At 63.0% G+C, this 24,046-nt stretch carries 29 protein-coding genes; 19 read left to right on the top strand and 10 right to left on the bottom strand.

The annotated features are described in order from the left end of the window. The first annotated feature begins 2 nt into the window (after nucleotides 1–2). Nucleotides 3–1,262: a glucoamylase family protein gene (locus tag AC0JZ4_RS10030; protein ID WP_471886235.1), complete on the top strand. Its 1,260-nt coding sequence runs from the start codon at nucleotides 3–5 to the stop codon at nucleotides 1,260–1,262. A gap of 18 nt (nucleotides 1,263–1,280) precedes the next feature. Here the strand turns inward: AC0JZ4_RS10030 and AC0JZ4_RS10025 are convergent, their stop codons facing one another. The 4 genes from AC0JZ4_RS10025 to AC0JZ4_RS10010 form a co-directional block, all read right to left on the bottom strand. Next, the gene (locus tag AC0JZ4_RS10025; protein ID WP_471886234.1) at nucleotides 1,281–1,499 is read right to left on the bottom strand and encodes a hypothetical protein; all 219 of its coding nucleotides are present in this window, start codon (nucleotides 1,497–1,499) and stop codon (nucleotides 1,281–1,283) included. A 2-nt stretch (nucleotides 1,500–1,501) separates the two neighbouring features. Then, nucleotides 1,502–2,533: a peptidoglycan -binding protein gene (locus AC0JZ4_RS10020; RefSeq protein ID WP_471886233.1), complete on the bottom strand. Its 1,032-nt coding sequence runs from the start codon at nucleotides 2,531–2,533 to the stop codon at nucleotides 1,502–1,504. Nucleotides 2,534–2,536: 3 nt separating this feature from the next. Continuing rightward, nucleotides 2,537–3,616 (bottom strand): flagellar motor protein MotA, encoded by a 1,080-nt coding sequence (locus AC0JZ4_RS10015; RefSeq protein ID WP_471886232.1) that lies wholly within the window; start codon nucleotides 3,614–3,616, stop codon nucleotides 2,537–2,539. A gap of 120 nt (nucleotides 3,617–3,736) precedes the next feature. Then, on the bottom strand, nucleotides 3,737–4,537 hold the full coding sequence (locus AC0JZ4_RS10010) for an inositol monophosphatase family protein (RefSeq protein ID WP_471886231.1): 801 nt from the start codon (nucleotides 4,535–4,537) through the stop codon (nucleotides 3,737–3,739). A 182-nt stretch (nucleotides 4,538–4,719) separates the two neighbouring features. Here AC0JZ4_RS10010 and AC0JZ4_RS10005 point away from each other — a divergent pair, with 182 nt between their 5' ends. Continuing rightward, the gene (locus AC0JZ4_RS10005; RefSeq protein WP_471886230.1) at nucleotides 4,720–5,070 is read left to right on the top strand and encodes a DUF1648 domain-containing protein; all 351 of its coding nucleotides are present in this window, start codon (nucleotides 4,720–4,722) and stop codon (nucleotides 5,068–5,070) included. Between the two features lie 54 nt (nucleotides 5,071–5,124). Here the strand turns inward: AC0JZ4_RS10005 and AC0JZ4_RS10000 are convergent, their stop codons facing one another. Then, complete coding sequence (locus AC0JZ4_RS10000; protein ID WP_471886229.1) at nucleotides 5,125–6,219, bottom strand: tetratricopeptide repeat protein; 1,095 nt, start codon at nucleotides 6,217–6,219, stop codon at nucleotides 5,125–5,127. Nucleotides 6,220–6,227: 8 nt separating this feature from the next. Continuing rightward, a complete protein-coding gene (locus tag AC0JZ4_RS09995; RefSeq protein ID WP_471886228.1) occupies nucleotides 6,228–6,881 on the bottom strand; it encodes a thiamine phosphate synthase in 654 nt (217 codons plus the stop codon). A gap of 128 nt (nucleotides 6,882–7,009) precedes the next feature. Here AC0JZ4_RS09995 and AC0JZ4_RS09990 point away from each other — a divergent pair, with 128 nt between their 5' ends. Further along, nucleotides 7,010–7,777: a sulfite exporter TauE/SafE family protein gene (locus AC0JZ4_RS09990; protein WP_471886227.1), complete on the top strand. Its 768-nt coding sequence runs from the start codon at nucleotides 7,010–7,012 to the stop codon at nucleotides 7,775–7,777. Nucleotides 7,778–7,928: 151 nt separating this feature from the next. Here the strand turns inward: AC0JZ4_RS09990 and AC0JZ4_RS09985 are convergent, their stop codons facing one another. Next, the gene (locus AC0JZ4_RS09985; RefSeq protein ID WP_471886226.1) at nucleotides 7,929–8,105 is read right to left on the bottom strand and encodes a YdcH family protein; all 177 of its coding nucleotides are present in this window, start codon (nucleotides 8,103–8,105) and stop codon (nucleotides 7,929–7,931) included. A gap of 229 nt (nucleotides 8,106–8,334) precedes the next feature. Here AC0JZ4_RS09985 and AC0JZ4_RS09980 point away from each other — a divergent pair, with 229 nt between their 5' ends. The 7 genes from AC0JZ4_RS09980 (at nucleotide 8,335) to AC0JZ4_RS09950 (ending at nucleotide 12,554) form a co-directional block, all read left to right on the top strand. Continuing rightward, complete coding sequence (locus AC0JZ4_RS09980) at nucleotides 8,335–8,538, top strand: YdcH family protein (protein ID WP_471886225.1); 204 nt, start codon at nucleotides 8,335–8,337, stop codon at nucleotides 8,536–8,538. Nucleotides 8,539–8,547: 9 nt separating this feature from the next. Then, on the top strand, nucleotides 8,548–9,042 hold the full coding sequence (purE, locus tag AC0JZ4_RS09975) for a 5-(carboxyamino)imidazole ribonucleotide mutase (protein WP_471886224.1): 495 nt from the start codon (nucleotides 8,548–8,550) through the stop codon (nucleotides 9,040–9,042). Further along, nucleotides 9,039–10,118: a 5-(carboxyamino)imidazole ribonucleotide synthase gene (locus tag AC0JZ4_RS09970; protein WP_471886223.1), complete on the top strand. Its 1,080-nt coding sequence runs from the start codon at nucleotides 9,039–9,041 to the stop codon at nucleotides 10,116–10,118. Before purE ends, AC0JZ4_RS09970 begins: the two co-directional genes overlap by 4 nt. A gap of 130 nt (nucleotides 10,119–10,248) precedes the next feature. Further along, the gene (gene ykgO / locus AC0JZ4_RS09965) at nucleotides 10,249–10,374 is read left to right on the top strand and encodes a type B 50S ribosomal protein L36 (RefSeq protein ID WP_006726873.1); all 126 of its coding nucleotides are present in this window, start codon (nucleotides 10,249–10,251) and stop codon (nucleotides 10,372–10,374) included. 93 nt (nucleotides 10,375–10,467) lie between these two features. Beyond that, on the top strand, nucleotides 10,468–11,160 hold the full coding sequence (locus tag AC0JZ4_RS09960) for a hypothetical protein (protein ID WP_471886222.1): 693 nt from the start codon (nucleotides 10,468–10,470) through the stop codon (nucleotides 11,158–11,160). A 133-nt stretch (nucleotides 11,161–11,293) separates the two neighbouring features. Then, complete coding sequence (locus tag AC0JZ4_RS09955; RefSeq protein WP_471886221.1) at nucleotides 11,294–12,334, top strand: alpha/beta fold hydrolase; 1,041 nt, start codon at nucleotides 11,294–11,296, stop codon at nucleotides 12,332–12,334. Between the two features lie 43 nt (nucleotides 12,335–12,377). Then, on the top strand, nucleotides 12,378–12,554 hold the full coding sequence (locus tag AC0JZ4_RS09950) for a hypothetical protein (protein ID WP_471886220.1): 177 nt from the start codon (nucleotides 12,378–12,380) through the stop codon (nucleotides 12,552–12,554). Nucleotides 12,555–12,731: 177 nt separating this feature from the next. Here the strand turns inward: AC0JZ4_RS09950 and AC0JZ4_RS09945 are convergent, their stop codons facing one another. The 3 genes from AC0JZ4_RS09945 to AC0JZ4_RS09935 form a co-directional block, all read right to left on the bottom strand. Next, a complete protein-coding gene (locus AC0JZ4_RS09945) occupies nucleotides 12,732–13,229 on the bottom strand; it encodes a GNAT family N-acetyltransferase (protein ID WP_471886219.1) in 498 nt (165 codons plus the stop codon). A 78-nt stretch (nucleotides 13,230–13,307) separates the two neighbouring features. Next, nucleotides 13,308–14,747: a pyruvate kinase gene (gene pyk / locus AC0JZ4_RS09940; protein ID WP_471886218.1), complete on the bottom strand. Its 1,440-nt coding sequence runs from the start codon at nucleotides 14,745–14,747 to the stop codon at nucleotides 13,308–13,310. Beyond that, on the bottom strand, nucleotides 14,747–15,163 hold the full coding sequence (locus AC0JZ4_RS09935) for a DUF1036 domain-containing protein (protein WP_471887854.1): 417 nt from the start codon (nucleotides 15,161–15,163) through the stop codon (nucleotides 14,747–14,749). The genes pyk and AC0JZ4_RS09935 overlap by 1 nt, the downstream gene beginning before the upstream one ends. Nucleotides 15,164–15,466: 303 nt before the next feature. Between AC0JZ4_RS09935 and AC0JZ4_RS09930 the strand changes: the two genes are divergently transcribed. The 9 genes from AC0JZ4_RS09930 to AC0JZ4_RS09890 all read left to right on the top strand — a co-directional run bounded on the left by AC0JZ4_RS09930 (nucleotide 15,467) and on the right by AC0JZ4_RS09890 (nucleotide 24,039). Then, the gene (locus AC0JZ4_RS09930; RefSeq protein WP_471886217.1) at nucleotides 15,467–16,288 is read left to right on the top strand and encodes an N-formylglutamate amidohydrolase; all 822 of its coding nucleotides are present in this window, start codon (nucleotides 15,467–15,469) and stop codon (nucleotides 16,286–16,288) included. A gap of 5 nt (nucleotides 16,289–16,293) precedes the next feature. Further along, nucleotides 16,294–16,602, top strand: a complete 309-nt coding sequence (locus AC0JZ4_RS09925; protein WP_471886216.1) for a DUF1244 domain-containing protein — start codon at nucleotides 16,294–16,296, stop codon at nucleotides 16,600–16,602. A 112-nt stretch (nucleotides 16,603–16,714) separates the two neighbouring features. Next, on the top strand, nucleotides 16,715–16,993 hold the full coding sequence (locus AC0JZ4_RS09920) for a DUF2312 domain-containing protein (protein WP_139677141.1): 279 nt from the start codon (nucleotides 16,715–16,717) through the stop codon (nucleotides 16,991–16,993). Between the two features lie 166 nt (nucleotides 16,994–17,159). Then, the gene (locus AC0JZ4_RS09915; RefSeq protein WP_471886215.1) at nucleotides 17,160–17,672 is read left to right on the top strand and encodes an RNA polymerase sigma factor; all 513 of its coding nucleotides are present in this window, start codon (nucleotides 17,160–17,162) and stop codon (nucleotides 17,670–17,672) included. Between the two features lie 91 nt (nucleotides 17,673–17,763). After that, on the top strand, nucleotides 17,764–18,705 hold the full coding sequence (locus AC0JZ4_RS09910; protein ID WP_471886214.1) for a FecR family protein: 942 nt from the start codon (nucleotides 17,764–17,766) through the stop codon (nucleotides 18,703–18,705). Nucleotides 18,706–18,805: 100 nt separating this feature from the next. After that, nucleotides 18,806–21,178 (top strand): TonB-dependent siderophore receptor, encoded by a 2,373-nt coding sequence (locus tag AC0JZ4_RS09905; RefSeq protein ID WP_471886213.1) that lies wholly within the window; start codon nucleotides 18,806–18,808, stop codon nucleotides 21,176–21,178. A gap of 22 nt (nucleotides 21,179–21,200) precedes the next feature. Next, nucleotides 21,201–22,001, top strand: coding sequence for an ABC transporter ATP-binding protein (locus AC0JZ4_RS09900; RefSeq protein WP_471886212.1), 801 nt, complete (start codon nucleotides 21,201–21,203; stop codon nucleotides 21,999–22,001). Continuing rightward, nucleotides 21,998–22,993, top strand: coding sequence for a FecCD family ABC transporter permease (locus tag AC0JZ4_RS09895; RefSeq protein WP_471886211.1), 996 nt, complete (start codon nucleotides 21,998–22,000; stop codon nucleotides 22,991–22,993). The genes AC0JZ4_RS09900 and AC0JZ4_RS09895 overlap by 4 nt, the downstream gene beginning before the upstream one ends. Beyond that, complete coding sequence (locus AC0JZ4_RS09890) at nucleotides 22,993–24,039, top strand: FecCD family ABC transporter permease (protein ID WP_471886210.1); 1,047 nt, start codon at nucleotides 22,993–22,995, stop codon at nucleotides 24,037–24,039. The genes AC0JZ4_RS09895 and AC0JZ4_RS09890 overlap by 1 nt, the downstream gene beginning before the upstream one ends. Nucleotides 24,040–24,046 lie beyond the last annotated feature (7 nt).

The raw sequence follows: 24,046 nt of genomic DNA, 5'->3' as shown, positions 1-24,046 counted from the left end.
ACATGATGATCGTCGAAAAACTCGATCCCGATGCGCCGGTCGAAGTCCTGCTCGACGCCGTCCAACGGCAGACCTTCCTGTATTTCTGGGAAGGGGCAGAGGCGCAGACGAAGCTGATCTACGACAAGCGCTGGGTCAACGGCGCGATCGCCACCAACATGATCTCGATCAGCGGCACCGGTTTCGGCCTGATGGCGATCCTCGTCGCAGCCGAGCGGCAGTGGGTCACCCGGCAGGAAGCGCTGGAGCGAATCGTTCTGATCACCGAGCGGTTGATGCTCGCCACCCGCTATCACGGCGCCTTCGCCCACATGGTCGATGGCGAGACGAGCAAGACCGTGCAGTTCTCGCAGTATGACGACGCCGGCGACCTGGTGGAAACGACGCTTCTCTTGCAGGGCCTGATCTGCGCCCGCGAGTATTTTGCCGGTGATACCGACGCCGAGGTGGCATTCCGCACCACAGTGACCAAGCTGTTCGACGAGGTCGAGTGGAACTGGTTCACCCGCGGCAATGCCGAGGGCCCGCTCTTCTGGCACTGGAGCCCCGTCCACGACTGGACGATGAACCTGCCGATTCGCGGCTGGAACGAGGCGCTGTCGACCTATGTGCTTGCCGCAGGCTCCGACACCCATCCGATAGGCCCGGAAACCTACCACGCCGGCTGGGCGCGCTCCGGCGCGATGAAGAATGGCGAGGCCTATCTGGGCACCAGGCTGCCGCTTGGCGAACCCTTCGGCGGCCCGATGTTTCTGTCGCAATATTCCTTCTGCGCGCTCGACCCGCGGGGGCTTTCCGACCGCTACGCCGATTACTTCGAGCAGGCGGTCGCCCATACGAAGATCAACCGCGACTACTGCCTGTCGAAACCGGAATACGCCCAGTACGACGTCTGGGGCCTGACGGCATCGGAAGCGCCGAACGGCTATAACGCCAACTCACCGACGTCAGACACCGGCGCGATCGCCCCGACAGCCGCGCTGTCGAGCTTCCCTTTCCTGCCGACGGCATCGGAAGAGGCGTTGCGCGCCATGCTGCGCTACGAGGACGGCAAACTGTTCGGCGCCTTCGGTTTCGTCGATGCTTTTGCACCGTCCACCGACTGGCTGGCCCAGACCTATCTGGCCATCGATCAGGGCCCGATCGTCGCAATGATCGAGAATCACCGCTCCGGATTGCTTTGGAACCTGTTCATGCAGGCACCCGAAGTGAAACGAGGACTGGAACGGCTGGGCTTTTCCTCCAGCCATTATGCAGCCTGAAAAGGCCGCCCGCCGGATTTATTCCGCCTTTTCGAAGGTCCACTTCACCACGTATTTGCCGCTGGTCTTCATCTTTGCCTTCGTCTTGACGACGACAGGGCCGCCGAGCGCCGCCTCCGCCTGGGAAAACAATTCACGCGCCTCCGCCATCGCCTGATGATAGGCGGTGTTGTCCCGACGCGGGCTTTCCGCCACTGCCTTGATCAGGGCATCCAGGTCGGGTTTCTTGGCAACCATTCTCAGCGTTCCGTCAGCTTCAGCTCGATTCGGCGGTTCTGCGACCGCGCCTCGGGCGTATCACCTGACGCGATTGGTTGGAACTCGCCAAATCCGGCAGCCACCAGCCTGTTGGCCGAAACACCGCGGGAAATCAGATATTTGACCACCGAGGTGGCACGCGCTGACGAAAGCTCCCAGTTGTCGCGGTAACGACCGGCGCCGGAAAGCGGCGAATTGTCCGTATGCCCGTCGACACGCAGAACCCAGTTGATCTCGGCCGGGATCTCGCGGGCCAGATCGAGCAGCGCGGTGGCAAGCTTGTCCATCTCCACCCGACCGGCATCGTCCAGCTCGCTGCCGCCAACGGGAAAGAGAACTTCCGACTGAAAGACAAAACGGTCGCCGACGATGCGGATGTTTTCGCGGTCCGACAGGATTTCCCGCAACCTGCCGAAAAAGTCGGACCGGTAGCGGTTCAACTCCTGCACGCGCGCGGCCAGTGCCACGTTGAGGCGGCGTCCGAGATCGGCGATCTGCGCCTGCGAGCCCGCATCCTTGGCTTCCGACGCCTGCAATGCCTGCTCCACCGCGGCGATCTGGGCGCGCAGGGCGGCGATCTGCTGGTTCAGAAGCTCGATCTGGCTGGCCGCCCGCTGGCTGATCTGCTGCTGCTCGCTCAGCTCGCCCGTCAGTTCACCGACCCGCGCGTTGGCCGCACTGCTGGCGCCTGCCCCGTCGCTCAGAAGCTGCTGCAGCCGCGAGCGGTCGCTTTCCACAGCTGCGAGCGAGGATTGCAGGTTGGCGAGCTGGTCCTCGAGGTCCTGGTTGCCGCTCTTTTCGAGCGCCAGAAGTTCGGTCAGCTCGGCGATCTGGCTGTTGAGGCGGGTCAGCACCTCGTCGCGCCCGCTGATCTCGCGGCTGAGCAGGAACTGCGCCAGCACGAAGACGGTCAGCAGGAACATGATGGCCATCAGCAGCGTGGAGAGCGCATCCACGAACCCCGGCCAGAAATCGACGCCACGCTCGCGGCGGCGGTTCTTGGCGAGCGCCATCGCTTACTTCCCCCCGATCTTGTCGGCCGCGATCTTGTCCGACAACCGGTCAAGCGTACGCCGCATCGCCTTGGATTCTTCCTGCTGCGCCTCGATCCAGTCGCGCAGCATCTGCTGCTCGTTGCGCATGTTCTTCACCAGCCCCTGAATGCCTTCGGCAAGATTGGCCATGGCCGACATCGAGCGCTCGTTGCCGGCGCCATCCGGCGTCGCACTTGCCTGCCCTGCTTTCGCCTGCGCCGTCGCAAGCTTGCGCAGTTCCGCCGTCAGTGCCTTCAACTCCTCGAGCGAGGCGCTCTGCGCGCCGCCATCGATCGGGCCGTCGTAACCGACATCGGTGACAGAGGAGAGCCAGTTTTCCAGCTCGGTATAGAAGCGGTTCTGCGCCCGGCCTGCCTGCAGATCGAGAAATCCGAGGATCAGCGAGCCGGCGAGACCGAGCAGCGAGGACGAAAACGCCGTGCCCATGCCGGCAAGCGGCTGGGCAAGGCCGGACTTGATCGCCGCAAGGATGTCGTCCGATCCGCCGGAGGCCGGATCGAGCGCGCCAATGACGTCGCTGATCGAGCCGATCGTTTCGATCAGGCCCCAGAATGTGCCGAGCAGACCGAGGAAGACGAGAAGACCGATCAGATAACGCGACGTGTCACGCGACTCGTCGAGACGTGTTCCGATCGAATCGAGGATGGAGCGATAGGCAACGGTCGAGAGTGCCACCTTGCGGCGGCGGCCGATCAGCGTGCGCATCGGTGCAAGAAGGCGCGGCTCGCGCCCCACCTTGTCGGCATTGTCGCCGGCGGCCCGGTAGGAATTGAACCAGCTCACCTCGCGCGCCAGGCTGACGACCTGGATGAAGACGAGCAGGATGCCGATCGCCAGAACGCCGAGGATCAGGCCGTTCAGGCCCGGATTGGTTTGGAACGCGTGCGCCGCCTGCCGGTAGAGGATCGAGCAGACGAAGCCGACGAGAATGAGGAAGATGAGCATCGTCCAGAGGAACGATGCGGGATTGGAGAGCTTGTGCTTGTAGCCGCCACGGCCCGTTTCCGACTCATCCAGATCATCCACCGTCGCATTCGCCATGATACGCCTCGACTCCGCTAAATTGAGCGGAGGCTAGTGTAAAATTGCGACGAATTGAAGTGCGCAGACGTGGGAAAACAGTGCGCTATCGATCAGCGCACTGTGAATCAGGCGACCGGCTTAGCGGGTCGGGACCGGGCGGTTGACGACGTCGACCAGCGCATTGCGGATCAGTTCGTTGCCGGCAATCACGTTGCGGGCCTCGAACATGTTCTGCGCGCCCTTCATGTCGGACACGAAGCCGCCGGCTTCGCGGATGAGCAGCAGTCCGGCTGCCATGTCCCACGGCGAAAGGTCGGTTTCCCAGAAACCGTCGAGACGACCGGCAGCGACATAGGCAAGATCGAGCGCGGCAGCGCCCATGCGGCGAACGCCGGCGACTTCGCCCATGACATGGCGCAGCTCGACGAGGAACTTGCCGTGGTTGCCGCGGCCCAGATGCGGCACGCCGCAGCCGACGACGCAATCCGACAGGACGCGGCGTGCGGCAACGCGGATGCGGCGATCGTTGAGGAAGGAACCGCCGCCCTTTTCAGAAGTGAACAGTTCGTCGGTCGCCGGGTTGAAGATGACGCCGGCGACGATCTCGCCATTGCGCTCCAGCGCGATCGACACGGCGAACTGCGGAATGCCGTGCAGGAAGTTGGTCGTGCCGTCGAGCGGATCGACGATCCAGCGATGCGCGCCATCGGTACCCTTTTCCTCGCCGCCTTCCTCACCGAGGAAACCGTAGGTCGGGCGGGCCTTCAGAAGCTCGTCGCGGACGATCTTCTCGGCCTTCAGGTCGGCCTGCGAAACGAAGTCGCTCGGTCCCTTCACCGAAACCTGCAGGTTCTGCACTTCGCCGAAATCTCGGGTAAGCGACTTGCCTGCCTTCAAGGCGGCCTGAACCATGACGTTGAGGAGAGCTGAACGGGCCATTTCGGAATCCTTTTGCCCCGGAAACCGGATGACCGGGCAAGCGGGCTAGACTGATTATTGTTGATTGGGCGGCTTCAAGACCACAAATTGCCGGGAAATTCAAGTCATGCGCGCAAAGGCCGCGGTTGTCATTCTTGTCGCAGCCTGCGAAAGGATGGCGGCACAATCAAGGAGACCCGATCATGCGCATGCCCGTTCCATTCTTCGTCTGCCTCGGCATGCTTCTCACCATGACGTTCCTGTCGATCGGCCTTTGGTCCGCCCTGCCGGCAGATGCGATGCTGCCGATCCATTTCGATCTTTCCGGCAATCCCGACAATTTCGCCCGTTCCGCGGTCGCCCTGTCATTGCTTCCCGGCGCCATGCTTTTCGTGCTGATCGTGTTCATGCTCGCACCGATCTTGAACAGGAAGATGCTCGACAATCTCGGTCTTCTGTCGGCGATCTGGATCTTCACCAGCCTTGCACTGGCCGTCGGCCACGGCTTCATCATCCGTGGCGCTCTTTTCGCCCTGAAGGCCGCACAGGGCTGAAGAAACGACAAGACAGCGGCTTGCCCCAGGCATAACTGCAAGACCGCAGCGCTTTCAGTTCCGCCGGAACCTGTTGGCGGCGTCGATGCCCTGCTTCTGCTGTTCTTCATTGATGCCGAGGTAAAAATCCTCAAGCTCTGCGTCCTGCAGGCCGGCGCGGCGCGAAAGCACATACCACTTGGCCGCCTCGACAGGATCGGGCCGCGTGCCCAGCGCATTGATATAGAGATGCGACAGCTTGTTCTGCGCCACCACGTTGCCGCGCATGGCGGCGATCCGCAGCCACTCGAAGCCCTTGTCGAAATCGCGCTCGCCGGCAACGCCGTTGACATACCAGATGCCCATGTCGAGCTGCGCGGTATCATAACCGGCCTTGGCCGAACGCTCCATCCACTCGCGTGCCTTAGAAAGCTTTTCAGGCGGCACATTGCGCAGCGAGGTGTAGAGCTGCGCCACGGCGTATTGCGCATCCGCCAGCCCCTGCTCGGCCGCCTTCTCGTAAAACGGCAGCGCCAGTTCCATGCCTCTGTCGCCCGGATTTTCGGAAATCAGGATCTGGCCCCAGTTGAACTGCGCCGAACCATTGCCGGCCTCGGCGGCGCGGCGCATGTATTCGTCGGCCTTCTTGCGGTCCGCCTCGACGATGCGGCCGCGCATCAAAAGCAGTGCGTATTCGAACATCGCCGCCGGATCGCCGCCCTCGGCCGCCTGACCGTACCAGAAGGCAGCGGCCTTCGGGTCGCGCGGAATGCCGCCAAGCCCCTTGGTCATCATTTCGGCAACCAGCGTCTGGGCCGCGGCATCGCCCTTTTCGGCCCGCTCCAGCGCCTTGCTCATTGCCGTGATGTAAAGGCCGCGCTGAAACGCGCCATAAGCCTCGTCGATCTTGCCGTCATAGGGCTTTTCTTCCGGCGGTGCCGGAAGGTCCGCGCCCATGCGCCGGTAAAGCTCGACGCCCCCGGAAGGCACGATGCCGTCCGGCTGCTGCTCCTGCTCGATCCTGCCCGCATCCGGTCCGACCGGCCGCGTCATCACGCGGCTGGAAGGAGCTTGCGACTGGGCTTGCGCCATGGCTTCCACCGCCAGCGACAGCGCAAGTGCCGAGCTGATCGAGAGAGCGGACAGGCGAAGAATCGAAATCGATGGCATGCGAACCATCAAGCCCCAAACCGTGGCGCTTTTTCGTCCAACAGGGCGTTGGCCTGCTTCACGCTTTCGAAAGGACCAGCCTCGCTTTCGAACACGGCGCTGCGAAGTGCGACGAATTCCGCGCCGCTCTCGGCGACGTCAACGACCGATTCGACGCTCGTGCCGCCCATGGCGATGCAGGGGATTTCGATCATCGACGCCCACCACTCAGCCAGCGCCACATTCTTCGGATGCGCCTCCGGCTTGATGTCGCCGTCAAAACGGCCGAAGAAGATATAGTCGGGGCGCAATTCGCCGACTTCCAGCGCCGTATGCCGTTCGGACGCGCCGCCGGCACCGACGATCAGCTTCGGGGCGAATTTCTCGATCGCCTCGCCGAGATCTTCCAGCGAGCCGTCCATATGCAGGCCGTCGGCCTTGGCACGGCCGGCAACCCGGCTGTCGCCGGCGATGATGGCGGCGGCACCGGCATCCTGGATCAGCGCCACCAGCACTTCGGCGCGCTTCTGGAACGCCTGATCGTCCAGCCCGTATTGCGGCAGGATGACGGAGGCGACGTCTCCGCCCGAAAGCGCCGCTTTCAGATTGTCGGCCTGGCGCGCGCCATCTTCATCGTCCGGCACGATCAGCACGAGGCGGCAGCGGTCTTCCGGTTCAGTCATGTTTCTTCCCGATCACTCTTACCATGATGCGAGGCGTACCGTATCGGCCACCATCCGCTCTGGTTTTCTCTCGCCAATTCGATAGACCGGACGGATAGAAGGATCAACCACCAGCAGCGCCCCGCCCGATGATAGATCTGCCCAGTCTCGATTTCTTTATCTATGCCGTACCGGCTGTGATGCTGGTCGGCCTGTCGAAAGGCGGCATCGGCGGCGCGATCGGGCTTCTTGGCGTGCCGATCATGTCGCTTGCCGTCGATCCGGTCCAGGCGGCGGCAATCTTCCTGCCGATCCTGATCCTCATGGATATCGTCGCACTCTGGTCGTGGCGGAAGTTCAACGACCCGAAGACGCTGCTGATGATCCTTCCCGGCGGCGTCATCGGCATCGCGCTCGGCTGGGCGACCTCGGCATATGTGTCGGACAATGCGCTGCGACTGGTCATCGCCTCGGCGACGATCCTCTTCACCGTCCGCTATTTCTGGCAGGTCTATGGCCGTCGCGGCCAGGTGGCCGCGCCCCTGCCCCACCGGCCGGTCGCCGCCACCTTCTGGGGATCGCTCTCCGGTTACGCAAGCTTCGTCGCTCATGCCGGCGGACCGCCCTTCCAGATCTACGTCCTGCCCATGCGGCTCGATCCGAAAGCCTATACGGGAGCGGCGATCCGCTTCTTCGCCATCGTCAACGCGGTGAAGGTGATCCCCTACTTCTTCCTCGGCGCACTCGGCACGGAAAACCTGACGCTGTCGGCAACGCTTCTGCCGGTAGCGCTCGTCGCCACCCTGATGGGGGCTGCAATCGTCAAGCACCTGAAGGCGGAGACATTCTACCCGATGACCTACGGCCTGGCCTTCTTCGCCGGCCTTAAGCTTCTCTGGGACGGACTGCCGTTCTGACCACCGGGTGATCCGGCAAAACAGACCCCTGAAACTGATCTGGCCGTGGCCCTTATGAAGCCACGACCAGAAGAGGTATGGATTTTTTGGTGCCGCTCCAGGACCTCTGCCAAAACAGTGAGGTCGGCGGCATTGGCTCAGTTAGCCGGCCTTAGTGACGCGTTGTCGCCATAAGCCGTTGCACTTCGTCTTTGAGACGCAGCTTGCGGCGCTTGAGATCTGCGATCTCCTGATCGTCGGAAGAGGGTGACGACATGATCGTCTGGAGCTCCTCCTCAAGAGCGCCGTGCTTCTTTTCAAGCGATGCTATATGAGCCTGGATGGTCATGTGGCATGTCCTTCCTTATTGCCTGCTCCGGCCATCCCATCGGCCGAAGCTTCAGGTTTACGACGAGAGTGTGACACGATCCTGCGCGTTTGTCGAAGGTGTTTTCATGACAAGAGCGCGGCAAATTCGTGGCTTCAGCTAACTTCCAGTTAACGCGGTTTGATGGTAGGAGCTTGCGCATTAAGCCGGGCCGGGTCACAAGCCCGGATCGATATGGGGACCGAAAGACATGGCTGATCAGGAACAGGCGGATATCCGGCTGGCTTTGGCAAAGCTCCGCCAGGAGCACGAGGATTACGACGCCGCGATCAACGCCATGATAGAGGTCGGCTGCGATGCACTGCGCGTCCAACGCATGAAGAAGAAGAAGCTCGTCATCAAGGACAAGATGACCCAGATCGAAGATCAGATCCTGCCTGACATTATCGCTTAGGAACGCTTTATGGCCGAGACACCACCCGTCGCCATCATCATGGGCAGCCAGTCCGACTGGGAGACCATGAAGAACGCTGCCGAAACCCTCGATGCCCTCGAGATCGATTACGAGGCGCGCATCATTTCAGCACACCGCACGCCCGACCGGCTGGTGAGCTTCGCCAAGGGCGCGCGCGACGAGGGCTTTCAGATCATCATCGCCGGCGCCGGCGGTGCCGCCCACCTGCCCGGCATGGCCGCCGCCATGACGCCGCTGCCGGTCTTCGGCGTTCCGGTGCAGTCCAAGGCGCTCTCCGGCCAGGACAGCCTGCTTTCGATCGTCCAGATGCCGGCCGGCATTCCGGTCGGCACGCTGGCCATCGGCCGCGCCGGTGCGGTCAATGCGGCCCTTCTGGCCGCAGCCGTTCTGGCGCTCACCGATGAAGATCTCGCCTACCGCCTCGACGAATGGCGCGCCCGACAGAGCGAGGCGGTTGCCGAATACCCGATGGACGAAGCATGAAAACCCAGACGATCGGCATCATCGGCGGCGGCCAGCTCGGCCGCATGCTGGCCATGGCGGCTGCAAGACTGAACCTGCGCACCATCATTCTGGAGCCGCAGGCCGATTGCCCGGCAGCCCAGGTCGCCAACGAACAGATCACCGCAGCCTATGACGACCCGGCAGCCCTCGCCGAACTCGCCAGCCGCTGCGATACCGTCACCTACGAATTCGAGAACGTGCCGGTCTCGGCCGCCGAGACACTGGAACGCTCCGTTCCTGTTTATCCGCCGTCGAAGGCGCTTGAGGTGGCACAGGACCGTCTGGTCGAAAAACGCTTCCTCAACGACTGCGGCATCGAGACGGCCCGCTTCTACCCCGTCGACAGTCAGGCGGAGCTGGAAGCCGCACTCGCCGACTTCGGCGGCAAGGGCGTGCTGAAGACCACCCGCCTCGGCTATGACGGCAAGGGCCAGCGCGTTTTCCGTTCGACAAGCGATTCTCCCCTCGGCGTTTACGAGGCGATGGGATCGGTACCGCTGATTCTCGAAAGCTTCGTCGCCTTCGAACGCGAGATGTCGATCATCGCAGCCCGCGCCGCGGACGGCACCGTGCGTTGCTACGACCCGGCCGAGAATGTTCACCGAAACGGCATTCTCCACACCTCGACCCTGCCCGCCGCGATTTCCGATGCAACGGCGAAGACGGCCCGCGAAGCCGCCGAAAAGCTGCTGTCGGCGCTCGATTATGTCGGCGTCATCGGCATGGAATTCTTCGCCATGGAAGACGGCACGCTGATCGCCAACGAGATCGCCCCGCGCGTCCACAATTCCGGCCACTGGACGGAGGCGGCCTGCGTCGTTTCGCAGTTCGAGCAGCATATGCGCGCCGTGGCCGGCCTGCCGCTTGGCGACCCCGACCGTCATTCGGACTGTGTCATGACCAACCTGATCGGCGACGACATTCTGGCGCTGCCGGAATGGCTTTCGACGAAGGATGTGCTTGTCCACCTCTACGGCAAGACGGAAGCCCGTCCGGGCCGTAAAATGGGCCATGTCACACAACTGAAAGGCCGGAAAACGCCGTCACAAGGTTGACACAGGCGAAGGCGCGGGTTATCTGCACGCCAACCTGAGGCGCGCCCTTAATCTTTAGAGACTAGGCGGCGCGCTTTCGATTGTTAGAGACAAGCGGCTCTATGAGCCCACAGACTGCTGGACCAGTACAATGAAGATCAAGAACTCGCTTAAGGCGCTGAAGGCTCGTCACCGCGATAACCGTCTGGTTCGTCGCAAGGGCCGCATCTACATCATCAACAAGCAGAACCCGCGCTTCAAGGCCCGCCAGGGCTGATCGTCCGGGCGGTCTTTTCCGCCCGCGATCAAATTGTCGATAGCGCGACAATTCGGCTTTGACCTTCGGCGCATGCGGATTATCTTGATCCGCATGCGCCATTTGCTTTTCAGGACCTCTCATCCCGCAGCCGCCGTGACACTGGCCCTTGCATCCGGCTTGGCCCTTGCATCGGGATTGCTGCTGGCCTCTCCGGCTTCAGCACAGGCACCGCAGCAGCCAGCCCTCCCCGCGCCGCAGGCCGAGACGCCGGCATCGACACCGGAGCCCAGCCAGCAAGCGGCACAGGCCACCACCGTCCCGGCACCCAGAACGGCCGATTCCCTGTTTGACGCATTGAAGCGCGAACGCGACCCGGAAAAGGCCAAGGGCATCGCCAGCCAGGTGATCGCCGAGGTCAACGATTCGGGCAGCGCCACCGTCAACCTGCTGATGCAGTGGTCGGCCGAAGCCATCAAGGAAAAGAAGAACGCTGCGGCGCTCGACTTCCTCGACCGCGTGACGCTGATCGACCCGGATTTTGCCGAAGGCTGGAACCGCCGCGCCACGTTGCATTTCACCATGGGCGACCGGCGCAAGTCGATGGCCGATATCGCCGAGACGCTGAAACGCGAACCGCGCCATTTCGGCGCGCTGGCCGGCATGGCAGGCATCCTCACGGAGGCTGGCGACGACCAGCTGGCGCTCAGGGCATGGGAACGCTATCTCGACGTCTACCCCGCCGACCGCGATGCCCAGGAAGCCGTATCCAAACTCTCCGAAAAGATTGCCGGCAACCGCACCTGACGCCGCCACACCCGGCGGCTTTTGAACAGGATCAGCGGATTTCCCGTGGTCGCGGCCGGTGCGAAAACGCTCCTTTGCTTCCCCCGCACCCTGCGCCATATAGGAGGCTCACGCCCGCTCCGGACCACGCCGCATGATGATCGCATTGACATTCCTCGTCGCACTCGCCGCCGCCTTCGGCTTTACCGCATGGAAGGCGGGCGAGCTCGAGAAGCGCTTTCCCAATCGCGGCGAGCTGACCGATATCGGCGGCTATAGCCTCAACGCGCTGCACCTGCCCGCTCCGGCCTCGCCCCGGCTGCCGCCCATCGTCTTCATCCATGGCGCAAGCGGCAACCTGCGCGATCAGGAGACGGCGTTTCGCACAGCACTCGAAGGACAGGCCGAACTTCTCTTCGTCGATCGTCCCGGCCACGGCTATTCCGAGCGCGGCGGCCAGGAAAACGATTTTCCCGACGGGCAGGCCGCAGCCATCGCCAGACTGATGGAAAAGAAGGGCATCGACCGGGCAATCATCGTCGGCCATTCCTTCGGTGGCGCGATTGCCGCGAGCTTTGCCGTCTTCCACCCGGAAAAGACGGTCGGCCTCCTTTTCCTCGCGCCGGCCACCCATCCCTGGCCGGGCGGCGTCGACTGGCACTACACGCTGTCGGCCATGCCCTGGGCCGGCTGGTGGTTCACCCGCCTCGTCAGCCTTCCGGCAGGCCTTTTGCTGATGGACAAGGCCACGCACTCCGTGTTCAGCCCCAACCGCCGCCGGGACCGCTATGTCGAGGAAGGCGCGCCCGCACTCGTGCTGCGCCCGCAAAACTTCCGCGACAACGCCATCGATGTCGCCAACCTGCACGCCTACGTGAGCCGCATCGCACCGCGCTACCGCGAGATCACCGCACCGACCGTGATCATCACCGGCGACAGCGACCGTATCGTTCTGCAGGAAATCCACTCGCAGGGCCTGGCGCGCGATATCACGGGCGCGGAACTGGTGATGATCCACGGATTGGGCCACAAGCCGGATTACGTCGTCACCGACGTGGCGGTCGCGGCACTCGAGAAGATTGCGGGTGAGAAGCGGGACGTACAAGCGACAGCAAAGGCCGCGGAGGCGCGGCTGACGCAGTCGGGACTGCATGGGAAGACGGTGGCCGGGATAGCGGTTGAGAAGACAGAATAGAGATAAGCCGCAATTCTCTCACACTAGCAGGAGGGAGACATCTGTGGCTCTTCTTGTCGTCACGTTAAAGCTTTTCTCAGAAGAAACGATGATGAGCAAAAGCCCCCATGGCACGAGGCCTATCCATCCGGCCATCGTGCCCTGGCAGAGCAAGCTCCCATTTTCCAGCCGCTTAAAGCCAAGCCAGTTAAAATCCGTCTCGCCTGACGAGACCGCCTGAACACGAACCTGACCAAAGGAAATGATTGGCAGCAACAGGCGGGCCGTCGTGTATCCGAGATACCTCCAGAATAAAATCGAACACGAACATACATGATTCCCCACTCGTCTGATGTAATGACGCCCCCTAGATCGGCGTGTCTATCACACGCCAAAGATAGACAGACGGTGACCGTTTCTACCAGTAGCGATAGACCAGATCGTCGGGATCATGCCGTCGTGCCGCTGCATCGAGAACGCCACCAAGACGCTCGGCTAGCCTAAGCGAGGCAGCATTGTCGCAGTGGATGTAGCTGACCAAGGTACGGGGTCGCAACGTATCACGCGCCCATTCCAGCAGCTTCGCCGACGCCTCCGATGCATAGCCCCTGCCTTGCCATTGGGAATAAAGCAGCCAGCCGATTTCGTGTTCGGGAAACAACGGCCCGGCATTGATGCCGACCTGACCGATACAGGCGCCGCTCGCCCGTTCGTCGACCATCAGCGAGCCATGGCCGAACAGCTGCCACTGCGCCACGTCGTGGCAGAACATGCCCCATGCAGCCTTCTCATCGAAAGGGCCGCCCATGTGCTCGGCATGTTCAGCCCCCATGAAGCTGGCATAGGCCTCCCAGTCCTGCGCACGGGGCGCACGCAGCGTGAGGCGCTCCGTCTCTAGCATCGGGATGCCGGTCATAGCGTTGAAAAACTCCGCAAAAACGCAAAACGGCCGGGTCACCCCGGCCGTTCGCATTAACATTATCGCAGCTCGCGCTCAGACGCCCGTCTGGCCGTCCGCGCCGATATAGGCGATGCGCAGCATGTTGGTCGCGCCCGGCGTGCCGAGCGGGACGCCGGCCGAGATGATGATGCGGTCGCCCGGCTTGCCGAAACCTTCGTCGGCAACGATGCGGCAGGCGCGGTTGACCATGTCGTCGAGATCGGTCGCGTCATGGGTCACGACACAATGCAGACCCCAGCAGACCGACAGCCGGCGCGCCGTCTGTACGCTTGGCGAAAGCGCCAGGATCGGAACGGTCGGACGTTCGCGCGAGGCACGCAGGCCGGTCGTACCGGAAGACGTGTAGGTGACGATGGCCGACAGCTTCAGCGTTTCGGCAATCTGGCGGGCGGCGAGCGAAATCGCGTCGGCACCGGTTGCCTCGGGCGTCGCGCGCTGGGCGTAGATGATGCCCGGATAGTTGATGTCCTTTTCCACCTGATGGGCGATCGACGCCATCATCGACACGGCTTCGACCGGGTACTGGCCGGAGGCGGACTCGGCAGACAACATGATCGCGTCGGCGCCTTCGAAGACGGCGATCGACACGTCGGAGACCTCTGCGCGGGTCGGTACCGGCGCGGTGATCATCGATTCCAGCATCTGGGTGGCGACGACGACCGGCTTGCCGGCGCGGCGGCAGGCGCGCGTCAGCTGCTTCTGGATGCCCGGTACGCTTTCGATCGGCATTTCGACGCCGAGGTCGCCACGGGCAACCATCACGGCATCGGAAAGCTCGATGATCTCGTCGATGCGCTCCAGCGCCTGCGGCTTCTCGATCTTCGACATGATGCCGACGCGGCCGCGGGCGATCTTGCGCACTTCGGCAAGGTCGTCGGGACGCTGCACGAAGGAGAGCGCCACCCAATCGGCCTCGCCGGTAGCGAGCACGGCATCGAGGTCGGCGCGGTCCTTCTCGGTCAGCGCACCGACGCCCAGCAGCGTGTCGGGCAGGCTCACACCCTTGCGGTCGGAAATGCTGGTGCCGGCAACGACTTCGGTGACGATGCTCTTGCCGTCGGCCTTGACCGCCTTCAGCGCCAGCTTGCCGTCGTCGATCAAAAGCCGGTCGCCGGTCTTGACCGCTTCGAGAATTTCAGGATGCGGAAGGAAGACGCGGGTTTCGTCGCCCGGTGCCTCGTTGTTGTCGAGCGTGAAAGTCTGGCCGGGGGTCAGCGTCACCTTGGTATTGGCGAACTTGCCGACGCGCAGCTTCGGCCCCTGCAGGTCACAGAGAATGCCGATCGGCCGGCCGGAGGCCTTCTCGACCGAACGGATGCGCGTCATCAGCGTGCGCATCACCTCGTGGCTGGCATGGCTCATGTTGATACGGAACAGGTCCGCACCCGCCTCGTGCAACTTCTGGATCATCGCCTCTTCGGACGATGCCGGACCGAGTGTGGCGAGGATCTTTACTTTGCGGTTACGCCTCATCAATTCTGGCCTTCTTGCGTACCGGGCGTATCGGACAGCTGGACCATCCAGCTCCCCTGACGGCCCGTGTCATATTCCTTGAAGCCCATGCGCTGGTAGCCACGGGCGAAACAATCCTTGACGTCGACGATTTTGAATTCGTTCTCGGCGACGCACATATTGACATTGCCGGTCCAGCGCCCGCCGCGGGCGGAGTCCTCGGCATAGAGGTAATAGTAACGCGATTGCAGCTCGCCCTCGATCAGCGTTGCGCAGGTGGAGGCAGGAACCTGCCACCATCCTTCGGTATTCCAGCCGTCCTGGGCGCGATAACCGATCGCCACGCCGACGAGATTTTGCGTGCCGTTGCAGACACGAAAATCCGCATGCGCGGGCGATGCCAGGAGGAGCGGTCCACCGGCACACAGGGCAAGCAAGCCCGCCGGTACGGAAAGCAGTGTACGAAGATAATTTGAAAGGGATTTTTTCGGCACGGTTTCCGTCAGGACTCCATGGTTATCGATGAGCACGTTCTCGCGCGGACAGGGAGGAAAGTCAACGAAGGTATCAACCGTTGCGGCGCCCTGCCGCTGCCTCCTCCCCAGGAGTGGACCGACATAGCATCCGCCCTTGATCTTTGCCAGATCTGAAGCCCCTTCGGCTTGCATGAAAATCGCCCCCATGCGATCAACCGCGACGTGAAGACCGTGCCTGGAACCGTTTGGGAACACTCTTTTTTGATGCAGGACTTTCAACCTTTCGAGATCATAGACGGCGACTATGACAAGCGCATGGTGTTGCTCGCCGACCATGCGATGAGACGTCTGCCGGAACATTATGGCAGCCTCGGCCTGCCGGACACCGCATTCGGGCGACATATCGCCTATGATATCGGCGTCGAGGGCCTGACCCGCCGGCTGGCGGCCATCCTCGGCGTGCCGGCCGTGCTCGGCTGCTTCTCGCGCCTGCTGATCGATCCGAACCGCGGCGAGGACGACCCGACGCTGATCATGAAGATTTCCGACGGCGCCATCATTCCCGGCAACCATCCGATCACCGACGAAGAGTGGCAGTTCCGGCTCGACACCTACCACCGCCCCTATCATCAGGCCGTCGAGCGGACGATCGCCAGAGCCGGCACGCCCGAACGCGCACCACTCGTCCTGTCGATCCATTCCTTCACACCGTTCTGGAAGGAGTTCGAACGGCCGTGGCATGCCGCAGTCCTGTGGGACAGCGACGACCGCGCCGTCATCCCCTTCATCGACATGCTGCGCCAGCCGGGCGATATCGTCGTCGGCGACAACGAGCCCTATGACGGCGCCCTGAAGGGCGATACGATGTATCGCCACTGCATGGTGCCGGGCATTGCGCATGCGCTTCTCGAAGTCAGGCAGGATCTGATCGGCGATGCGGCGGGCATGGATGCCTGGGCGGCAAGGCTGGCGCCGATCTTCGAGCGGCTGAATGCCGATCCGGCGCTGCACGAATACAGGATATTCCCGTCGCGCACCGGCCCCTACCCGGCCCCTCACCCGGCAAGACGGAAGCAAGGATTTTGAAACCGATGACCGAACTCACCAAGGAACAGCAGACCGAATTCGAAGCTGCGGCCTTCCGCCGCCTCGTCGCGCACCTGCGCCAGCGTACCGATGTGCAGAACATCGACATGATGAACCTCGCCGGTTTCTGCCGCAACTGCCTGTCGAACTGGTACAAGGACGCAGCCGTCGCCGCCGATGTCGAGCTTTCCAAGGAGGATGCGCGCGAGATCGTCTACGGCATGCCCTATGACGAATGGCGAAAGCTGCACCAGACGGATGCGAGCGACGCTCAAAAAGCCGCATTCGAAACCAACAAGCCCTCCCACGACTGAACCGCCCCGCAAGGCTTGCGCAAAGGCACGGCCGATTTGGCTTGACCTCGACGCAGCTTTTCGGCACTTGACCAACAATCACGAGACATTTCCACACCATCAGGAGGCCCCGATGTCTGATGCTCATGGCGTCGCCCGCGACCAGCTCCGCGCATTTATCGAGCGCATCGAACGACTAGAAGAAGAAAAGAAGACGATTGCCGACGACATCAAGGATGTTTACGGCGAAGCCAAGTCCATGGGCTACGACACCAAGATCATGAAAAAGGTCATCGCGCTTCGCAAGAAGGATGACCAGGAGCGCATGGAAGAGGACTTGATCCTCGACACCTACCTCTCCGCTCTGGGCATGATCCCCGGCGCCGGCACCGAAGAAGAAGAAGCCGCCTGACAAGACCTTCGAAGCCCGCCGCAATGGCGGGCTTCGCGCATCCTGCCCGGGCTCCGGCACCGGCACTGATGCACCGGCGTAACGCCGGATTTAAAACTTGACGATCACGGTAATATTAATCCGCAAGTCAATTGCTTTGATTTTGGCGCCCTGCTAGTCGCTGATCATGCACTCCGCCGTCAAAACAGACCTTCTCGACACCTTCCTGAGCCTGCGAAAGCGGCTGATGGCAAGCATTTCGAGACTGGTCGGCTCGCATGCGGCGGCCGAGGATCTGGTGCAGGACACGTTCCTGCGCCTCTGGGAGCGGCGCGAGCGCCTGCCGGAAGCCTCGCAGCTGCACGGCTATGTCGTCCGCACCAGCCACAATCTCGCGATCGATTTTCGCCGGCGACAGCGCATCGCACCCTTTATCGAAGGCGTCGAGTTTCTCGATTTCATCACCGACGACAGGCCGAACCCGGAAGACGAGGTGATGGCCCGTGAACGGATGCAATCGCTTTCGCATGCGATCGCGGCGCTTCCGCCGCGCGCCCGCGATGTCTTCACCATGGCCCGCATCGACGGCATGACCTATGTCGAGATCGGCGCAAAGCTGGGCATCTCGCCTAAAACGGTGTTCAGCCACATGGTCACGGCACTCGAAAGGCTCGACGGTTTCGACAATCCTCGGGATTAGACGGCATTTTTTCCAACGCGGACCCGGATTTCCGTCAGCACCAATCGTTACATTATCAAACGGGCAAGAACAGGCCTGAAAACAGGACGCCATGGGCAAGCTGTCACAGGATCAGCAGGGAACGACCGATCACGAAGGCACGGCGCATGATGCCGCCTCTTGGTTTGCCCTGTTGCTGGACGACAATGCCAAGGAGGAGGATCACCAGCGCTTCCGCCAATGGCTGCTGGCCGATCCGAGCCATGCGGAAGCCTATGCGCGGATGGAGAAACTGTGGCAGCGTGCCGCCTTCGAACAGCGACCGCAAGACAAGGCACCGACCCGCCGTACCCTGCTGAAGACGGTATCCGGCACGCTTGTGGTCGCCGCCACGGCCGGCTCCGGCTGGCTCTGGTCGAGACGACCGGACATGTCGACCGGCATCGGCGAAACGCGGCTTGTCCGGCTTGAGGACGGCTCGACCGTCGAGCTTTCGGCAGCAAGCTCGATCTCGCTGCATTTCAGCCACTTCGAACGGCGTATCGTGCTGCAGTCGGGAGAAGCCTATTTCACCGTCGAACCGGATCGGTCACGCCCGTTCATCGTCGAAGCAGGCGCACTTAGGGCGACCGCATTGGGAACCGCCTATTCCGTCGCCATGACGTCCGAACGGACCAGCGTCAGCGTGACGGAACATCAGGTTCGCGTCGAGATGGACGGCCGGATGATGGATGTCGGCGAAGGCCAGACACTCGACTGGTCGAAGGACGGGCAAACGTCGGTCTCGTCCGGCGAAACGGAAACCCGCCTTGCCTGGCGCAGCCGCAGCCTCGTCTTCCTTGCCCGCCCGCTCAGCGAAATCATCGAGGAGATCAACCGCTGGCGCAACGGCCACCTGCTGATCCTCGACCCGGTTCTTGCCCGAAGGCAGGTCACCGCGATCATCGACGTCAACGATCTTGCCGATATCGACAAGACGCTGGAACAGGGCCTGCCGATCGCCTTGTCCAGTTACACGCCAATGCTCACCCTGGTCTCGGCGACAAAAAATTAGAAAAATTTCATTTCTCACTCAGGTTTTGTCCGGGCTCCTTCGTAATCATCTCCAGAGGGCTCGATCAGGCCCTTCCAGAGTTTTTGAAAGAGGGGATGACATGACGCTTCACCACAGCCTGCGCGCAATCGGCCACATACCGCACAAGACGAGGCTGCTGACCACGGCAGCATTGCTGGTGCTGCCGATTTCGGCCCAAGCGCAGGATGCGGTGACAGGCTTCGACATCCCGGCCCAGCCCATCTCGTCCGCTCTCGTGCGCTATGCCGCCATCACCGGCAACAATATCGTCTATGACGGCGCATTGCCCGCCGGCGCAAGAAGCGGCCGTGTGATCGGCAATCTGTCGGAACAGCAGGCCCTGCAGCAGCTGCTGGCGGGAACCGACCTGACATTCGCCTTCGGCGCAAATGACAGCGTCACGGTCATCGCCCCATCGGCGGACGGCATGCAGGGTGCGGCAGGCGGAGAAAACACGCTTGAGGCGATCGTGCTCTCCAGCGAGCAATTGACCGGCTACCAGGCGAGCGACAGCAGCGTCGGCACCAAGACCGATACGCCATTGCGCGATGTCCCGCAGTCGATCCAGGTGGTCAAGCGCGATGTATTCACCGATCAGCAGGCGACGACACTGACCGAAGCCCTGCAGAACGTCTCCAACGTCCGCCAGAGCAGCACCGCCGGCAACCGCGCAGAGACCTTCATCACCCGCGGCTTCGCGTCCAACACCTACGCCATCGATGGCTCCGTGCTGAACGCCACCGGCAGCCGCCCGGAAGTCAATCCGGATCTCGCCGGCATCGAGCGCGTCGAAGTGCTCAAAGGCCCGGCGTCGGTCCTCTACGGTCGCGGCCAACCTGGCGGCCTGATCAACCTCGTGACCCGCCGTCCGACCGAAACACCGACGGCGGAAGCGACGACACAGCTCGGCGGCTACGGCTTCCGCCGCGCTGAAGCGACCGCCAGCGGCCCGCTCAATGACGACGCGACGCTGATCGGCCGCATCACCGGCGCCGCCCAGCGCGAAAGCGGCTTCGTCAACGAGCGCGCCGAAAGCGAACGTCAGTATCTCGGCGGCGTGGTGGAGTGGAACCCGGACGAAGATACCCGCGTCACCCTGAGCGTCGACCATACCCGTCAGGAACAGCCCTATGATCGCGGCCTCGTCTTCGACGCCAATGACGAGATCGTCTGGCCTCGCGATCATTTCCTCAGCGAAAAGTGGTCCATGGTCGACAGCTACAAGACGCGCGTCGCCCTTACGGCGGAACGTCAGGCGCTCGAATGGCTGAAGTTCCGCAGCACAATTCGTTACGACGACGCCTCCACCCACGACACCGGCATCGATTACGAGGGCTTGTTGCCCGATGGCCGTACGATGGAACGCCGCTATACCGACCGGACCGAGGACATGAACAACCTCGACATGCAATTCGAGGGCATCATGACCTTCGACACCGGTAATATCGGCCACACGGTGCTTGCCGGCGTGCAGCATGTCCGTTCGCGCATGGATTTCTGGCGCGGCCGGTCGGACATCGATCCGATCGATATCTACGATCCGGTCTACGGCGCTCCGATGCCACCGCCGAGCGGCGGGTGGCTGGAATATGTGCAGGACATCATCACCACCTCCGTCTACCTGCAGGACCAGATCGAGTTCACCGACCAGTGGAAGATGCTGGTCGGCGTACGCTACGACGATTTCCGCCAGGAAACCGAATATCAGCAGGGTGATGGTGATCCCGACGGCAGCGACAACGCGCTGACCTGGCGCGCAGGACTGGTCTACCAGCCCAACGACCAGCTTTCCTTCTACACCAGCTATGCCACGAGCTTCATGCCGCAGGCCGGCCTTGGCGAGGGCAATACGGTATTGGCACCCGAGGAAGGCTGGCAGATCGAGGCCGGGGTGAAGGCGGACATTACCGACCGGATCTCGGCGACCTTCTCGGTCTTCCAGATCACAAAGAGCAATGTCGCCGTGGAAGTCACGGGGCAGGACTATTCGCGCCTGACCGGCGAGCAGCGATCGCGCGGTGCCGAACTCGACGTCACCGGCGAGATCACCGATGGCTGGCAGGTCATCGCCTCGCTCGGCTACGTCGATGCGCGGGTGACGGAAGACAGCAATGCCTCCCTCGTCGGCACGCGCCTCGTCGGCGTGCCCTACTGGAGCGGAAGCCTGTGGACCACCTACGAATTCCAGACCGGCAAGCTGGAAGGCCTGAAGGTCGGCGCCGGCATCACCGCTGCCGGCGAGCGCAATGCCGATCTTGAAGACGCGGCCTATGTCGACGGCTACTACCGCCTTGACGCGCTGGTCTCCTACAAGATCAACGAGCACCTCGACTTCTCGCTTGTCGGCCGCAACCTGACCGACGAGCGCTACATCGAAAGCACCGCCAGCCGCACCGAAAACCATCCGGGCGCACCGATGAACTTCATGGCGTCGCTCAAGGCGACGTTCTGACAACAGGAACCGACAGTCGGGAATGACTTTGGACGACGAAAGCCGGAGGGTGGCGGTCACCGTCAGGGACGTGGAGTTCGGCTACGGGCAGCGCACCGTTCTGAACAGGGTCTCGCTCGCTCTGAAGACCGGCGAGTTCGTCGCCATCGTCGGCCCCAATGGCTGCGGAAAGTCGACATTGCTGAAAATCATGGCCGGGCTGCTGCAGCCCGGCCATGGCTCCGTCCTCCTCGGCACCCAGCCCGTGCATGGCCTGCCCCGCAGGACGCTCGCCCGTCACATGGCGATGCTGGCGCAGTCGAACGAGGCGCCGGACGGCATGCTCGTCGCCGATCTCGTCGGCATGGGGCGTTTTGCCCATGAAGGCTGGCTCTCCCGCGGCACGGCGCAAGACCGCGCCCATATCGATGCCGCCATGAAGACCATGGACATTGCCGAGCTTGCCGGCCGGCGCATCGGTGAACTGTCGGGTGGCCAGCTGCAGCGCTGCCGCATGGCGATGACCCTGGCGCAGGACGCCGGCATCCTTTTGCTGGACGAGCCGACCAATCATCTCGATCTCAAATATCAATACGGCCTTCTCGATGTGGCGCGCCGGCAGGCGGCGTCCGGCCGCGTCGTCGCGGCCGTGCTGCACGACCTGACCCAGGCGAGCCTCTATGCCGACCGCATCATTCTCATGTCGGAAGGCCGGGCCGTCGCAGACGGCACCCCGGCCGATGTCCTGACATCCGCCAACATCGCCACAGTCTACGGCATCGACACACGCGCCATGCCCTTTGGCCGCGCCATCGTCCACCTGCCGGAAAGTGCGGTCGGATGAGGGCCGCCACGACGCTCGCCGTGCTTGCGCTGCTTCTGGCTCTTCTGTGCCTGCTGCATCTTTCCGCCGGCGCCCGCTTCTCTTCGCCCGGCCTTGTCTTCGATGCACTGTTCGACCACGATCCGCGCAACTACCAGCATGTCGTCGTCGTCAGGCAGCGGCTGACCCGGCTTGTCGTCGCCCTCTATAGCGGCGCGGTGCTGGCCGTTTCCGGCCTGCTCCTGCAAAAGATCCTGCGCAACGACCTCGTCTCACCTTCGACGCTCGGCATCAACAGCGGCGCCGTCACCTTCGTCGTGCTCGGCATCTATGTCTTCGGTCTCAGTGGTGCAGCGCTGTTCTGGCCGGCGCTTGCCGGCGGCGCATTCGCCGTCGTCGTCACCTTCTTCGCCGCAAGCCTTGTCGACAGGGGAAGCCGCGACCCGCTGTCGCTCGTGCTCGGCGGCGCGATGACGGCAACGCTGTTTTCCTCCGCCACCACATTCGCCATCGCGCTCGACCCCGACCGTTTCGGCAACCTGATGAGCTGGCTCGTCGGCGATATCGGCAATTTCGACTATCAGCCGCTCGCGATCCTCTGGCCGCTGGGTCTGGCAGGCATCGTTCTGGCACTTGTGCTGTGCCGATCGATCGACCTTCAGACGCTCGGGACGGAACAGGCCGCAGCGCTTGGCACCGATCCGCGCTTCGTCCGCTTCGGCGCGCTGGCGCTGGCCATACCGCTTGCCATCACCGCCGTCTGCATCGTCGGCCCGATCGGCTTCGTCGGCCTCGTCGCCCCCCATATCGCCCGGCTGCTGATGGGCGAGACCGGCCGTCCGGCGATGATCTTCTGCGCCCTGATCGGCGCGATCCTCGTGATTGCCGCAGACATTCTTGCCCGCACGCTGTTTGCGCCGCAACTGCTCCAGGTCGGCACCGTCATGGCGCTCTGCGGCGGCATCGCCTTTCTCGTCATCGTCATGACGACGCTGCGGCGGAGGATCGCCTGATGCGCAGCACGACGGGCCGTCAGCTGACCCTGCGAATGGGAAGCGTCGTTCACTTCCCCTTGCGCCTGCGCACCGTCGCGGTGCTCGCCGCACTGACATCGCTTGTCTCGATCGCCGCATTGTCGGGCCTGAGCCTGGGCACGACGCCCGTCAGCATCGGCGAGATCCTGCGCTGGCTCATGCCGTTTCAACCCACGGACCCCGAGACTTCATCCATCATGCTGCTGCGCTGGCCGCGGATCGTCATCGCCATTCTCGGCGGCGCGATGATCTCCGCCTCCGGCTATCTGCTGCAGGTCGTCGCCCGCAACGGGCTGGCCGACCCCGGCCTGCTGGGTATCTCGCAGGGCAGCATGGTCGCCATCGTCATCGGCGCAACGGTTTTCAACCTGCCGCCATACTGGCTGGCATGGCTCGGGCTGGCGGGTGGCTTTGCCACGGCAGCACTGGTCATGGGGCTGGCCTACAGGCTTTCATCCTCCACCGGCCTGATCCTCGTCGGTATCGCTGTCGGCATCGTGCTGAGCGCCGCAATCGAAGTCGTCATGGTCAGCGGCGGCATATTGCAGTTTGCCCGCTGGCTTGCCTGGTCACATGGTTCGCTGACAGCCGCCTCGGCCGGAACCGCAGGCATGGTCGGGCTCTGGGCCGCCGTGCTTCTGCCGCTGACGCTCGCCTCATCCGGTCGCATGATGCCGCTTCTGCTTGGCCACGAACAGGCGGCCGGCATCGGCGCCTCGCCGCGCCGCCTGTCGCTCGGTCTCACCATGATCGCCGCGGCACTGGTGGCACCGATCGTCGCCGCCGTCGGCCCGATCTCGTTTCTCGGCCTGATCGCCGGGCATGTTGCCCGCAAGCTGGTCGGCGAACGTCCCGGCGAGGTGATGCCCGTCACCATGCTTGCCGGTGCGCTCATCCTGCTCGTCGCCGACATTGCCGGCCGCACCCTGTTCCTGCCGATGATCGTCCCCGCCGGCATTCTCGTCTCGATCGCCGGCGTGCTGATCTTCGTTTTGGCCGCCCGCCTTTCCCGCACATCCCGCTAGGAGCCCT

It is taken from the genome of [Rhizobium] kunmingense, from assembly GCF_977018605.1.
This window is presented reverse-complemented; position numbering and strand designations above follow the sequence as displayed.